General features: G+C 64.8%; 12 protein-coding genes. 2 read left to right on the forward strand and 10 right to left on the reverse strand.

Annotated elements, in window-relative coordinates:
• From PX52LOC_RS19290 to PX52LOC_RS19300, 3 genes are read right to left on the reverse strand one after another with little or no spacing between them, the layout of a single operon-like run.
• Complete coding sequence (locus tag PX52LOC_RS19290; RefSeq protein WP_149111627.1) at positions 1–963, reverse strand: prenyltransferase/squalene oxidase repeat-containing protein; 963 nt, start codon at positions 961–963, stop codon at positions 1–3.
• Between the two features lies 1 nt (position 964).
• Entirely contained in the window at positions 965–1,372 is a 408-nt protein-coding gene (locus PX52LOC_RS19295) for an acyl-CoA thioesterase (protein WP_149111628.1), read from the reverse strand.
• Positions 1,372–2,661, reverse strand: coding sequence for a glycosyltransferase family 4 protein (locus PX52LOC_RS19300; RefSeq protein ID WP_149111629.1), 1,290 nt, complete (start codon positions 2,659–2,661; stop codon positions 1,372–1,374). The genes PX52LOC_RS19295 and PX52LOC_RS19300 overlap by 1 nt, the downstream gene beginning before the upstream one ends.
• Positions 2,662–2,818: 157 nt before the next feature.
• Between PX52LOC_RS19300 and PX52LOC_RS19305 the strand changes: the two genes are divergently transcribed.
• Entirely contained in the window at positions 2,819–3,547 is a 729-nt protein-coding gene (locus PX52LOC_RS19305) for a UDP-2,3-diacylglucosamine diphosphatase (protein WP_149111630.1), read from the forward strand.
• On the opposite strand, the gene PX52LOC_RS19310 is transcribed toward PX52LOC_RS19305, so the two are convergent.
• Together PX52LOC_RS19310 and PX52LOC_RS19315 are read right to left on the reverse strand one after the other, a co-directional pair.
• Positions 3,523–4,920: an MFS transporter gene (locus tag PX52LOC_RS19310; RefSeq protein ID WP_149111631.1), complete on the reverse strand. Its 1,398-nt coding sequence runs from the start codon at positions 4,918–4,920 to the stop codon at positions 3,523–3,525. The two genes, PX52LOC_RS19305 and PX52LOC_RS19310, sit on opposite strands and share 25 nt — an antisense overlap.
• 71 nt (positions 4,921–4,991) lie before the next feature.
• Positions 4,992–5,414 (reverse strand): hypothetical protein, encoded by a 423-nt coding sequence (locus PX52LOC_RS19315; protein WP_149111632.1) that lies wholly within the window; start codon positions 5,412–5,414, stop codon positions 4,992–4,994.
• 485 nt (positions 5,415–5,899) lie between these two features.
• Between PX52LOC_RS19315 and sugE the strand changes: the two genes are divergently transcribed.
• Positions 5,900–6,220 (forward strand): quaternary ammonium compound efflux SMR transporter SugE, encoded by a 321-nt coding sequence (sugE, locus tag PX52LOC_RS19320; protein ID WP_149111633.1) that lies wholly within the window; start codon positions 5,900–5,902, stop codon positions 6,218–6,220.
• Here sugE and PX52LOC_RS19325 read toward each other — a convergent pair whose 3' ends face one another.
• The 5 genes from PX52LOC_RS19325 to PX52LOC_RS19345 form a co-directional block, all read right to left on the reverse strand.
• Positions 6,221–7,315 (reverse strand): outer membrane protein assembly factor BamB family protein, encoded by a 1,095-nt coding sequence (locus tag PX52LOC_RS19325; RefSeq protein WP_149111634.1) that lies wholly within the window; start codon positions 7,313–7,315, stop codon positions 6,221–6,223.
• A 104-nt stretch (positions 7,316–7,419) separates the two neighbouring features.
• Complete coding sequence (locus PX52LOC_RS19330) at positions 7,420–8,559, reverse strand: iron-containing alcohol dehydrogenase (RefSeq protein ID WP_246173766.1); 1,140 nt, start codon at positions 8,557–8,559, stop codon at positions 7,420–7,422.
• Positions 8,537–9,976, reverse strand: coding sequence for an aldehyde dehydrogenase family protein (locus PX52LOC_RS19335; RefSeq protein WP_149111636.1), 1,440 nt, complete (start codon positions 9,974–9,976; stop codon positions 8,537–8,539). Before PX52LOC_RS19335 ends, PX52LOC_RS19330 begins: the two co-directional genes overlap by 23 nt.
• Before the next feature lie 62 nt (positions 9,977–10,038).
• Positions 10,039–11,226, reverse strand: coding sequence for a hypothetical protein (locus PX52LOC_RS19340; protein WP_218575401.1), 1,188 nt, complete (start codon positions 11,224–11,226; stop codon positions 10,039–10,041).
• A gap of 86 nt (positions 11,227–11,312) precedes the next feature.
• Positions 11,313–13,295, reverse strand: coding sequence for an outer membrane protein assembly factor BamB family protein (locus tag PX52LOC_RS19345; RefSeq protein WP_246173767.1), 1,983 nt, complete (start codon positions 13,293–13,295; stop codon positions 11,313–11,315).
• Positions 13,296–13,317 lie beyond the last annotated feature (22 nt).

Raw genomic sequence — 13,317 nt, forward strand, 5'->3', positions numbered from 1 at the left:
CTACTTCGAGAAAGCGCCGGGCGTGGGAGGGACATCGGCGGTGAGGGCGAGCGTGCCGAGGCCGTAGAAGGTGTATTCCACGTCGATGCCCTCGTCCCACAGGCCGCCGTGGAAGCCGCCGCGCGGCGATTCGCACTCCTCGGCGTAGTCGCGGATGGCGGGCAGGTTCAATCGGTCGCGGCCGCCGAGTTGGTCGAGCGTCCACGCACCGGTGAAGGTCGAGAGCAAGTCCGCGGCCGGGATGCGGTCGTTCGCGCGGAAGCCGCCTTCGCCGGGGGCGGGCAGTTCTGCGAGGAAGTCGATCACCCGCGCTCGCACGTCGTCGGTGAGGGCGTTCGCGATCTGCAACACGCCGACGCCGGCCGCCGTCGGGTTCGTACCACTGCGCTTCATCGGGGCGATTTCGACGAACCCGCCGTCGTCGCGCTGCCGGCCGAGGACAAACTTCGCGAGCGAATTGAGGTTCGGGATCGGCCGTTCGAGCAATTGCAGACTCAACGCGACGAGGAAGCTGGTGTAGGTGCTGCCGCCCGTGCCGTTGGGCACCTTTGCGTAGCCGCCATCGGGGGTGCGGAACGATTCCAGCATGTCGCACACACGGTCCCGCCAGTCGGGCGGCGATTCGGCCAGCACGTTCGGCCCGCCGCCGAGCGGCACGAGATAGCACGAAACGAGCAGCGAGAAGAAATCGACCACGCCGGCCGGCTGTGATAGTCGCGAACGGAGGAACCGGGCCGCGTCGCCGCAGACTGTTTCGTTCAGTGATTGCAGCACGGCCAGCGAGCGAAGCGCGAAGCCGGTGTAATACAGGTCCGACCCGCCCTCGCGGCCGGGCCAACCGCCGTCGGGCCGCTGTTGGGCGAGCAAGTATTCGGCGTGCCGGGTGCGAACATCGTCGGGCAACTTCTCGACGCCGTCGATGAGTTGCACCGTCAGTCGGGTGAGGTAGGGTTCCGCGTCCACCTCACGCCTCCAATTTCGCGCGAAGGTCGGGGGGAATGTCCAACGATTCGAGAACCCCGCCGGACTTGCGGCAGTAGACGCTCGACATCAGCCCCTCGGCGATCGGCTGACCGGCGAGGGTGAACGTGAACTTGTAGCTGATCGACTTCTTGCCGATCTTCTCGACGCTCACGGCGATCGTCACTTCGTCTTCGAAGCGGAGCGGCCGCTGGAAGTCGCACGCCGTCGAGACGCGGGGGAAGCCGTAACTCTGGCCGCCCTCGGTCCACGACACCGTCAGGCCGTGGGACCGCAGGAACGCCGTCTCGGCCACTTCCATGAAGCGGAAGAAGTTCGAGAAGTGCATGATGCCGGCCATGTCGGTGTCGCCGAACTCGACGCGGCGGGTGATGGTGAACGGCTGCGACATCAGGTGTACTTCTCCAACACGGCGACCGTCTCCTTCGCCATCCGCTCTGCGGTGAAACGGTCGCGGACCCTGTCGAGGCCCAGTCGGCTCATTTTTTGGTGCAGTTCGGCGTCGGTCAGGGTCGTCACCAGCGCGGCCGCAAGGGCGGCGGGGTCGTTGGGCGGGACCAAGTGACCGGCTCCGGTCATCTCGATCAGTTCCGGGAAGGAACCGTGGGCCGGTTGCACTACCGGCAGGCCGTTCGCCCACGCTTCGAGGACGTAGAGCCCCTTCGGTTCACGGTACGTCGTCGGCACGGAAAGGACATCGACCGATTGCAGAAATCGCACCTTCGCCGCGTGGTCCTTACTCTCGACGTGTTCGAAATCGTCCGTCAGCCCGGCGGCCGCGAGTTTCTTCACCTGCTGCTCGAAGTAGCCGCGGTTGTTCTCGCCGAGCCAGCCGGACGCCTTCAACAACACCTTCGGCGTGCCCGGCGTTTGCCGCAGGTGGATGAACGCATCGACGAGGTTGTGAAACCCCTTCTCCGGGGCGATGCGGGCGAAGTAGCCGACGCGGTACGGTCCGCCGGTCGGCAGAACCCGCCCTTGCTCGCCGTGGCCCTTCAGGTTGATGCCGGGGTAGACGACGTGGCTCGGCACGTCGTGAATGCCGAGGTATTCGTTCATATGGTCGGCGTAGAAGCGGCTCGTCGAGATCGTCGCCGTGGCGAACATCAGGTTCTCGCGGATCAAGTCCACGCACGCGCCGCGATCCTTCTCCGGCAGGGCGTCGAGGAAGATGTCGTCTCCTTGCAACGTCACCAGAACCGGCACGCTGAGAGCGACCTTCAGTGCTGGCAGGATGCCCGAGAGCAGGGCGTTCGTGAGCAGGATCACGTCCGGCTTCACGTCGTCCCGCAGGTAGGCGACGAGTTTGGCGAGTTCCTTCTTCTGGAAGCCGTCCTCGCCCTTCAGCATGGAAACCGTCAGCGCCCCGAGCACCGAGTACGGCGTTCGCACGGCGAACCGCGACACCCACTTGAGCAGCCGGGGGTAGTCGAGCAGGCGGTCCAACAGCCACGGCGTCTTGCGGAACAGCCACGACTTCTGTTGCAGGAAGACGTTGATGCCGCCGAAGAAGACCCGCTTCTGGCTGCTGTCGTCCTCGTCGGTGCGGATCGGCGTGTACGTGGGGATCAGGAGTGCGTCGTGGCCGATCTTGTTGAGCGCGCCGACGAGCGTGTTGTCGCGCATGCAGCTGCCGCAGTACATGCCCGCCGCCCCGGCCGTGATGAACGCGATTCGCACGAGTCGCTCCCGATGTGGCTATCTTACGGAGGCTACCCGGATGGCGGCGGTAGCCTTACAGGCGCGACTACCCCGAAACTTCATGTGCGATTCATCGGACCATTACGCCCGAGGAGAAGATGAAGGGCAGGGTTTCTGAACGTCGGAGGGGGTATCCGTGCTCGACGCCATCGCGATTTCGGACCTGCACCTCGGCAGCGACAACTGCCAGGCGGAAGCGCTGGTGCAATTCTTGGAAGCAATCCGATTCGGCGACGTGCCCACCCGGCGGATCATCCTGAACGGCGACGTGTTCGATTCCATCGACTTCCGCCGGCTGAAGAAGCACCACTGGAAGGTACTCTCCCTGATCCGCAAGATGGCTGACGAGGTCGAGATCGTCTGGATCAACGGCAATCACGACGGCCCCTCGGACATCGTCTCGCACTTGCTCGGCGTAACGGTCGTCGATGAGTTCCTCGTCGTCAGCGGCGGCAAGCGCGTTCTGTTCCTGCACGGGCACCGGTTCGACGCCTTCCTCGAAAAGCACCGGATCACGACCTGGTTCGCGGACTGGGTGTACCGAATGCTCCAGAAGATCGACCCCACCCACGGCTTCGCCCGGTGGGCCAAGCAGAGCAGCAAACTCTTCCTCCGCTGCACGGCGAAGATCGAGGCAGAGTCGATCAGCTACGCGGAAACGAAGGACTGCGACGCCGTGTGTTGCGGTCACACGCACCTCGCGGTCGCCAACCGGAACGGGCCGATCGAGTACTTCAACAGCGGGTGCTGGACGGAAAAGCCGTGCCACTACCTGACGGTGGAGAACGGCTTCATCGACTTGAAGTCGTACCACGAATCACCGGCCGTCGTCGACCGGCCTCAACTGGCCGCCGTATCGGCCTGAGGCTCGTCCGGCACGATCGGCTTGCTCGCGTCGATGAACATCCACAGGCCGACGCCGATGAAATAGACGACGCCGTAGATCGTGAACAGGATCAGGATGCCGTCCGTACCGGGGTAGTGCTTGCGAATCCAGCCGGTGACGAAGATGCCGGTGAACGCCCCGCCGAGGTTGCCGACCATGTTCATTGTCCCGGCCACGGTCGCCGCGTACTTCTGGCCGATGTCCTGGCACACGGCCCACGACGGGGCCATCATCAGGTCGTTCATGAACCCCATCAGGATTACTAGCCCGGCGAACAACAACAGGTTGTTCGGGTCGGTTAACTTCACGCCCGCGGCCAGGAAGTAACACAAGCCGGCACCGCCGTAGCCGATCATGCCGATCAGCCGTCGGCCCCACTTGCGGTCGCCCGTCCGACGGATGTAGCGGTCCGACATCACCCCGCCGAGGTAGCAACCGCCCATCCCAACCAGGAGTGGGGCACCGCTGAGCAGGGCAACGAAGATGCGGCCGCCGAGTGTCTTGGACGCCTCCGGGAACTGGGACTTCAGTTCGCCAGGGAGGAAGTACATGAGGAAGTACCAGCAGAAATTCGTGACGACGTACATCCCGCACAGGGCGAGGAGGTTCCGCGACGCGAACAGCTTTGCGAATGGCACGCCGGCGTGCGCGGCCGGGGGCGAGCGGCCGGCGTCGATGATCGCGCGTTCGGCCTCGTTGACCTGCGCGTGATCGTTGGGTTTGTTCGTGAACAGCAGGAAGAAGGCCACGCACCACACCGCGGCGGCCGAGGCGAACAGCCACATGGCTTGCCGCCAGCCCAGACCCGCGACTTCCGGGTCGGTAATCAGCACCCACACGAGGGGCGTCATTCCGCCCATGAACCGGGCGCTCATCCAGATGGCCGACTTCGCGAACCCGCGGTCGGACGCCGGGAACCAGTTGTACAGTGACTTTGAGATGTTCGGGAACGCCCCTGCCTCGCCGACGCCGAAGAGAAACTGAATCACGATCAACGCGGTGAAGCCGACGAAACCGACGACCGGCAGTGTCATGCCGGTGAACCCGGTGAGCGCCACGAAGACCGTCCACCAGAGGACGACCCGCAGCAGTGTGGACCGAGGGCCGCGAGTGTCGCCGAGCCAGCCGGATGGAATTTCGAAGATGGCGTAGGCGAACTGGAAGGCCATCAGCACCCAGAAGAAGTCGTCCTCCGTGTACGACGACCCCTGGTCGTTCAGGTCCTTCATGATCGCCGCCTTCGCGCTACCGTTGGCGGCCCGGTCCATGTAGGTAATCATGGCCAGCAGGCAGAGTAGAGCGAGGATGACGTAGCGGAACCGGGTTGGTTCTTGAGCGGGTGGGGAGTTCATGAACGAAGGTGCCGAGGGAGGAGGGTTTGCCACAACTGTAGCGGCAGGCCCCACGTCCGGCAACGGAATGATTACCGCGGCTTCTTCTCGTCCGGTTTTTTCGCTTCCTGATTTGCGGCGGCCGTCTTGGCCTTCGCCGCCAGCGTGGCGGCGTCCGTGATCTTCACCTTGTCGGTGTCCTTGTGGATCGAGAAGGCCGTGTCGTCCTTCCAGGTCACGTCGCCGGTGAAGAGTTGCTTGCCGAACAGGCCGGTTTCGCTTACGGCCAGCGTCTTCGTTCCGCCGGTTTGGCGGAACTCCCGGACCGTCTCGCCGGGGGCGAGTTTCAACGGCTTGCACTTCCGCACTTGGCCGTTGACCGTGACCGATTCCTGGACGACGAGAGTTTGATTGGTGTCATTGGAAATGGTGATCCACCCGGCTGATACGACACCCGGCGTCAGGAGCAATCCCACGCACAGGGCCGCCAGAAGTTTTGCCAGGAGTCGGGGCATAATCGCACCGAAGGACGGAATCACAACTGATGAATGTCGAAATCCGGCCAGCTTGCGCGCAAAAAAATGTCCGTTGCGGAAAATATCCGCACTGGCACCCCAACAGTAGTGTCATGCTACGCGATTTTGCCCGGCCACAGCGCAAGATGTTCACGCTTAAAGCTAATCAGAGTATAGTGTTAATCTTCCTCGTTGCCGTAGAGTTTCCTTCCGTCGGAGCAGCGAGGTGTCAATTGTGCATCCTACCTATTATCCCCACACGACAGGGCCAAACCTGCGTCGCCCTCTCCGAAAACGGAAAGCGATAAACCATCTACGGTCGCGTGGGTGAGTTCAGCGACGTCGCGGAGATGCGGAACGAGGTGGAAAGTTGGATCGGCGACAGGGTTGACGTAGAATGGCTCGAACACAACCGGCGTGGGGACGACCCCACGCTTCTTTTTTTGCTCCGGTGGGGACGACCCCGCCACAACGCGAGGTGCGTTATGGCCTGGGTCTACCTATTTACCGCTGGTCTTTTTGAAGTTGCGTGGGCCGTCGCCCTGAAGCGGAGCGAGGGGTTCACCAAATTCTGGCCGTCGGCCGCCTTCGTTGCGGCGATGGCGGTGAGCCTGATCTTGCTCGGCGTCGCCCTGCGGTCGCTACCACTCGGCACGGCCTACGCCATCTGGACTGGCGTCGGGGCCGTCGGCACCGTCATCCTGGGCATCACGCTATTCGGCGAGTCCGCGAGCGCGGCCCGACTGGCGTGCGTGGGTTTGATCGTGGCCGGAATCATCGGGTTGAAGTTGGTGTCGGCGGAATGACTACTTCGCCCCGAGGCAGTACAGCGATCCCTTCTCGGTGCCGATCAGGATGCAATCCGGGCCGACGGCCGGCGAGCCGGTGACGGCACTGTCCAGGTTGATCTCTTGAACCTTCCGGCCGGTCTTCAGGTCGAGGGCGTAGAAGTTGCCGTCGTTCGACAGGCAGCCGACGTACACCCGCTCGCCGACGATCACCGGCGAGCCGTCCACCATGCCGTCGGTGGCGAAGTGCCACTTTTCCTTGCCGAACTGCCGGTCGAGGGCGTACACCTTCTTGTCCTCGCTCGCGGTCACGACGAGCTTATCCGTGACGGCCGCCGAGGAGTAAAACGGTTGCTGCCGTCGGGGTGCCTCGAACCACCAGACCTTCTTCGCGGCCTTCAGGTCGATCGCCACGACCTGCGACTTGCCCATCGTGCCAACGTAGGCCGTGTCGCCGAAGACGGCCGTCGTCGCCGCCGCTTGGTCGTCGAGGTACAGGTTCGAGATTTCCTTGCCGGTCTTCGCGTCGAGGATGTGGAAGACGCTGTCGCACCCCGCCACGAACGTCCGGTCGCCCACGACCGTCGGTGTGCCGTTTGACCCGCCGTCAATGGCGAACTCCCACACCTTCTTGCCGTCCGGCCCGACGCAGTACAGCGGAATGTCCCGCGACCCGAGCAGGACGTTCTCGCCGTGGAAGTTGACGCCGGACTTGATCGCCCCTTCAACGGTGAATTCCCAAACCTTCGCCCCGTCCGCGGCGTTCACGCAGAAGAGTTTGCCGTCGGCCGTGCCGACGTACACGCGACCCTTACGGACGGCCGGCGACGCTTGCACCGGCGAGCCGAGGCCGACCTTCCACTTTTGCTGGCCGGTCTTCAGGTCGATGGCGTAGAAGTGCTTGTCGGCCGACCCGATGTAGACGACGCCGTCGACGATGGCTGGTGCGCCTTCGATCGCGTTGCCGGTCTTGAACCGCCACCGCTCGTCGAGTTGGTCGGGCAGCTTGGCGTCGGCGACACCCAACCCGTCCGGCGTGCCGCGGAAGATGGGCCAGTCGGCGGCCGGAAGCAGGGGCGTCAAAAGCGCGAGAGTGAGCAGGGATCGCAACATGTCACACCGATGGAAATGAAGGGGTGAAGGGGTGGCACGGTGAAAGGGTGATAAAGGCAGAAGACCTGGTCTTCTCACCCCTTCACCGTGTCACCCTTCATCTGCTACCACGCCGCCCGGTAGATCTCTAGGATGTCCGACTCGTCCACGCGGCGGGGGTTGAAGCGGGCCGTCCACTGTTGGTTCGCCTCGTGGGCGAGCAGCGGCAGGATGCCCTCGTCCACGCCGATGTCCTTGAGCGAAAGCGGTAAGCCGGCGGCGAACACCATTCGCGAGAGGCGGTCGGCCAGTCGTTCCGGGGCAACGTGGGCGCTCGGCTCACCGATCAGCTGCGCGTAAAGCTCGCCCGCCATCGGCCCGTTGAACCGCACCACGTGCGGGAGCATCAGGCCGATGGCGACGCCGTGTGTGACGCCGTAGTGGGCGGTCAGTGGGTTCGCGCAACTGTGGCAGACGCCGAGCATCGCGGACTCGATCGCCATGCCGGCAAAGTGTGCGCCGAGTTGCATCGCGGACCGGGCGGAGAGGTTGGTCGGCTGGCTGAGGACCGTTTCGAAACTCGGCTCCAGGTGCCGCCACGCGGCGAGCGAGTAGGTGCGGGAAACCGGGTTCGCCTTGACGCAAACGAACGACTCGACGGCGTGGGCGACGGCGTCGATGCCGGTGACGGCCGTGACCGTCCGCGGTTGCGAGAGCGTCACTTCCGGGTCGAGGATCGAGATGCGGAACGCGGCCTTCTTGTCGCCGCACGCCATTTTCATGTGCGACGAGGCGTCGGTGATGAGCGCGTAACTTTGGGCCTCGCTGCCGGTGCCGGCCGTCGTCGGCACGCCGACGCTCGGGAGCATCGGCTTCGTCGCCTTGTCGTGGCCCTTGTAGTCGGCCATCCGGCCGCCGTTGGTGTAGAGGAAGTTGATCCCCTTCGCGCAGTCCATGCTGGACCCGCCGCCGACGGCGACGATCAGGTCGATGTCAGCCGCCTTTGCGGTCGCCACGCCGTCGGCCACTTCTTTCTCGGTTGGGTTCTCCTTCACGCGGTCGAAGACGGTGACTTCGTACCCAGCTTGCCGGAGCGACTTCGTCGCCCGCTGCGGGTGGCCGGCGTGCGCGAGGCCGGGGTCGGTGACGAGCAGGACGCGCGACCCCGGGAGCGAGCGGGTCAGCTCGCCGAGGCGGTTCAGCGCGCCGCACTCGAACACGATGCGGCCGAGCGGCTGGATGTCAAACGCGGGGGGTGTGGCCATCGGCAATCTGGAGGGCACGTTGTTTGTAAAGGTGGGTGAAGAGATTGCCTTCATGCGGCTGGTCCCAGGTCAGCCGGTTGGTCGGCAACGGCCCGATGTTAAGACGCTCGATGGTGGGGCACGCCAAGGCCGCACCGATGAAGCTCGCGTCGTTGCTGATGACGGTTGCGGCCAGGGTGTACCCGATCCGCTTCAGCACGTCCGCTTGGGGGCATTCTATCACGCTGGCATAGGGGAAGAGGAATTCCTTGTTCGCCAGCGGGTGTTCCGGCGTCTCGCAGCGGATGACGGTCGGCAACAGGTACGCGATGCGGCCGTCCTTCACCAGCCGCGGCGAGCCGCGGAGTTTCTCGGTCACGTCCACCGCACCGGGCGTTTTCAGGGCCTCGTCGATCATGTTGTTGATCGCCTCCGCCACCTCCGGCTTCGCGAACGCGCTGATTTCGCAGGCCGGGTCGTCCCACGCCCGCGGCTTCATGCCCGCCAACTTCTTGGCGAGAGCCTCGGCGATCTTGTCGCCGTTCTTCGGCGTCCAGATGGCGGAGGCGTTCACGCACGCCCGCCCGCCGTTGGCGGCGACGGCTTCCACGAAAAGGTCGGTGTATTTCTCGTAATTGTCGGCCTCGTCCTCGCCGAAGATGAGCTTGCTGTAGCCGGTGCCGTGAATCTCGACGCGGTGGTCGTTCTTGTACGGGGCCATCGTGCGGTCGTCGCCGAAGGCCATGCTGCGGCCGCACAGCCGAAGGATGTCGCCCGCCCCGGCGTGATCGGCCGGCAGGAAGGCCATGAAGTGCGCTGGGATGCCGGCTTTGATGAACGCCTGGAGGACGCGGTAAGGCGTCCACGGCTCTTCGCGGCCGGGCTTGAGCAGCAGCGGAATCTTGAACGCGAGCGTCGGCACCCACAGGGAATGCACGCCCGGCGAGTTCGACGGCAGCACGGCCCCGAACACGTCGGTCGTTGGGTAGAACGCCTGCATCCGCCCGGCCTTCGTGGAGTACCCCTTGTCGAGCGCCTCCACGTCCAGCCCGCGGGTCAGACCGCCAACGACTTCCTCGATGTTGTTGAGGACGTAGTGGACCTTGCGGGCGTTGCGGTCGCAGAAGACCATCGGCGAGCCGGTCGTGGCCGACAGGTTGCGGACGTAATCGGCGAAGCTCAGCTCCGCGTCGCCGCAGGGGAGGGTGGCGTTGAGGAAGTAGTCGGCCGCCTTCTTGTACATCGCCAGGATGTCGCGGATCGGGATGGCGGCGAGTTCCTTGTGGGCGCGCTCGCACGTGCCGATGTCGCGGGCGATCTGGCTGCCCGTGACCTGGCTGACTTCCGCGACCGGCTCGCCGGTGACGTGGTGGACCAGCGTCGCCTTGTCGAGGCTCGTGTACGGCTTGCCGAAGCGGAGAGCGGGAATGCGGATCATGGGAATCGAATCGCCTGCAAAAAGGATCCGCCGGGCTGCGGTGCCCGGCGGGAGAGTTGGGATCAGTACACGCCGACCACGGTGCCGCCGGCCAGTGCCGCGAACGGGCGGACGCCGCTAACGCCGTCCCACGGGTACTTCTCGTACGGCTTCTCGCGCTCGCCCTCGTCGCGCTCTGGGAAGCGGGGGACGAAGAACTCCTTCGTCAGCGTCGTCAGCAGCACGCGGCCGGTCGCGCCGTAGGGGACGATCTCGTCGAAGTTGTCCGGGTTCACGACCTGGATGACGGCCCGCGGTTGCGGGGCGTAGTACGTGATCTTGAAGCCGTCGTCCGGGCCGATCGGCTTACTGCACGCGAGGCCCATGAGCGTGTTGCCGTAGGTCGGCGTCATGTACACGTCGCCGTTGTCGAGCATCTCCTCGTAGGCTTCCCGAGTGAACTGCGGCGTGAACTCGGTCCCGCCGCTGAAGATGCCGATGATGCCCGCGGCCTTGATCGACCGTAGCCCGCCCGCCGGGATCGGCTTGCCGAGGGAGCGGAACTTGTCTTCGAGCTTGCCGTTCCGCAGGGCCTCGTCGAACGCGGCGAGGAGCTTTGGCGTCGTGAACATGCACTTGATGTCGTGCCCGCCGGCCAGCACGGTGAGGGCCTGCTCGATGCAGTGCTCCTTGTAGGCGTTGGCCTCGGAAATCTTGCGGTCCTTGATGCACTTCACGACCCAACGCGGGTCGAGGTCCACGGCGAAGCAGATGCCGCCGCGGTACTGCGCCAGGTGCTCGATCGCCAGCCGCAGCCGCCGCGGGCCGGACGGCCCGAGCATGAGCCAGTTGCTCCCGCGGGGGAACGCCTTGTCCGGCAGCGTGTCGGACATCATCTCGTAGTCGATCTTGAAGTCGTCGATGACGATCCGCGACTTCGGCAGGCCGGTCGTGCCGCCGGTTTCGAAGACGTACACGCCGCGATCGGCGTAAGCCTTCGGCACCCACTTGCGGACGGGGCCGCCACGGAGCCACTCGTCCTCGAAGATCGGGAACCGCTTGATGTCGTCGAAGGTCTTGACGTCCGTCAGCGGGTTGAAGTCGAACGTCTTGGCCTTCTCCAGCCAGAACGGCGTGCCGGTCTCCGGGCTGAAGTGCCAGCGGACGGTCTCGACGAAGTGCGCGTCCAACTGCTTCCGGGCGTTCGCCAACTTTTCGTCGAACGTCGCGCCGGTCACGGGCGTCGGCTTGCCGGGGGTGTCGGGTAACACAGGTGGTCCTTGCGAAAGGGCGGGGGGGTTGAGTCATCATATCCCGGTCGGCCGCGGCATTTCACCCGCGGCCGGCCGGGTCGGGGTTATTTCTTCTTGAAGGCGTACAGCGACTTCTCGGTCATCACGTACAGCACGTCGTCGGCGATGACCGGCGTGCTGCGGATGGCCGCGTCGAACTCGACCTTGTTGAGCAGGTACTTCGCCTCGACCTGCTTCCGCTTCGCGAGCATCTTCTTGCGGAAGTCCTTCTCGTCGGTCGCGTCCGGGTTGTCGAGTTCGTCGATCACGTCGTGCTTGGTTTCGTGCTTGAAGACGAACAACTCGCCCGACTCGGTCGCCAGGAAGATCTTGCCGTCGGCGTAGTACGGCGACCCCCAGATCGACCCCTTCGTGTCGAACTGCCAGAACTTCTTGCCGGTCTTGGCGTCGAGGCAGTGCAGGAGGCCTTGCAGTTCCGAGATGTACAGCACGCCGTCCACGAGGCACGCGGTGCTCATGGTCCGGCCGAAGCTGAAGTCGCGGTTGACGAACTTCCGGCGGTCCTCGCCGCCGTAGTGCCAGACGACCGCCGAGTTCGGGTTCGGCTTCGACGTGACCTTACCCCCCTCGGACTTGTCCGCGAGCACGGGGGAAATGTCCCCCTTCTTGCCGGTCGGGTCGAAGCAGAAGAAGTGGGCGATGCCGGTGAAGTGTTCCGGGTCCTGGCCGGTGCCGATGTAAATCTTGTTGTCATAGATGACGGCCGTGCCGATGAAGTCGCTCCGCGTGCCGCTGCCGCCGAGTTCGTACTTGGAATCCTTCGGGTTGGCGTCGAACTTCCAGAGCAGGTCGCCGGTGTCGGGCGTGAGGCCGTACACCCAGCCGTCGCCGGCCGGGAAGATGACCGTCTTGACGCCGCCGAACACGCCGTAGGCCGGGTTCGACCACTGGCCGTGCATGATGTTCTTGCCGGGCAGGGCCGAGCGCCAGAGGAGCTTGCCGGTGTGCTTGTTCAGGGCGATGAAACTCGGTGCGTCCGGGGCGGGGATGTTAATGTGCCCCTCGTCCACGCCGTTGCCGGTGTTGGTGTACAGGATGTCGCCGATGATGAGCGGGCACCCAGCCGACATGTTGTGCGGCGACACGGCGGCGTCCCGCATCATGTCGAACTCCCAGATCACGTCCGCGTCGGTCGGGTCTTTGTACTCGGTCGGCTTCTTGGTCACCGGGTCGGTTTGGCGCATGCCCCGCCCCTGCATCCCGTTGGCCATGCCGTCCAGGTCCACGCAGACCACGGTGCAGCGGTTGCTGACGTAGTACGCCCGGTTGCCCTCAATGGTCGGCGTGGCGCACACGCCTTCCTTCGGCCAGTCGTGGACGTTGCCCGATTCGAGCTTGTTGTGGACCGCCTGCCAGAGGAACTTGCCGTCAGCGGCGTTGAAGCACATCATCACGCCGCGGTCGATCGGCGATTCTTCACCGTCCGCGTTCTTGGCCGAGTCGCGGGGGTTGCGGGGCCGCTCGTTGTTCGTCCCGCACAGCACCTTGCCGTTGGCGATGGTCGGCCCGCCGTAGGCCCGCGAACCGAGGTCGGCCTTCCAGAGTTGTTCGGGACCGTCCGGTTCCGGCTTCTCGGGAATGTTCTTGGCGACCAAGTTCACCATGTTCCGGCTCGGCCCGCCGCCGAACATCGGCAGGGGTGCGGCCGGCTTCGCGGCGGGTTCCTGTTCGCCCTTGACGGTGGTGGCGGCGGGCGCCGACGGTGCCCCGCCCGTATTGGGCGGGTCGATCTTCGCGGAGACTGGCTTGGTCGGTTCTGACTTCACGGGCGCCGGAATAGGCTTGACTTCGGCCGACACCGCCGGTGTCGGCTTCGGGGCATCTTCTTTTTTCGCCGGCACGCTGGGGGCGGGTGCCTCCTTCCCGGCATCGGGCTTCGGCGTCTCGACTTTTGCGACCGCAACGGGCGACGGGGCCGCGGTCGGCGGGGTAGACTTGTCCCGGACCAGCGGCGAGGAGTAGATCGCGCCGGCAATCGCGCCGACCGACACTAGCCCCGCCAGCGTTCCGCGTACGACTCGTTCCATGTTGTGCTCTCTTGAAAGGGGT

The sequence above is a fragment of the Limnoglobus roseus genome (genome assembly GCF_008254045.1).
Lineage (GTDB): Bacteria > Planctomycetota > Planctomycetia > Gemmatales > Gemmataceae > Limnoglobus > Limnoglobus roseus.

Coding starts and splice junctions, on each gene's coding strand:
- PX52LOC_RS19310 (WP_149111631.1), bottom strand. CDS start 4,920: ATGAACTCCCCACCCGCTCAAGAACCAACCCGGTTCCGCTACGTCATC.
- PX52LOC_RS19295 (WP_149111628.1), bottom strand. CDS start 1,372: ATGTCGCAGCCGTTCACCATCACCCGCCGCGTCGAGTTCGGCGACACC.
- PX52LOC_RS19345 (WP_246173767.1), bottom strand. CDS start 13,295: ATGGAACGAGTCGTACGCGGAACGCTGGCGGGGCTAGTGTCGGTCGGC.
- sugE (WP_149111633.1), top strand. CDS start 5,900: ATGGCCTGGGTCTACCTATTTACCGCTGGTCTTTTTGAAGTTGCGTGG.
- PX52LOC_RS19330 (WP_246173766.1), bottom strand. CDS start 8,559: ATGGCCACACCCCCCGCGTTTGACATCCAGCCGCTCGGCCGCATCGTG.
- PX52LOC_RS19315 (WP_149111632.1), bottom strand. CDS start 5,414: ATGCCCCGACTCCTGGCAAAACTTCTGGCGGCCCTGTGCGTGGGATTG.
- PX52LOC_RS19325 (WP_149111634.1), bottom strand. CDS start 7,315: ATGTTGCGATCCCTGCTCACTCTCGCGCTTTTGACGCCCCTGCTTCCG.
- PX52LOC_RS19335 (WP_149111636.1), bottom strand. CDS start 9,976: ATGATCCGCATTCCCGCTCTCCGCTTCGGCAAGCCGTACACGAGCCTC.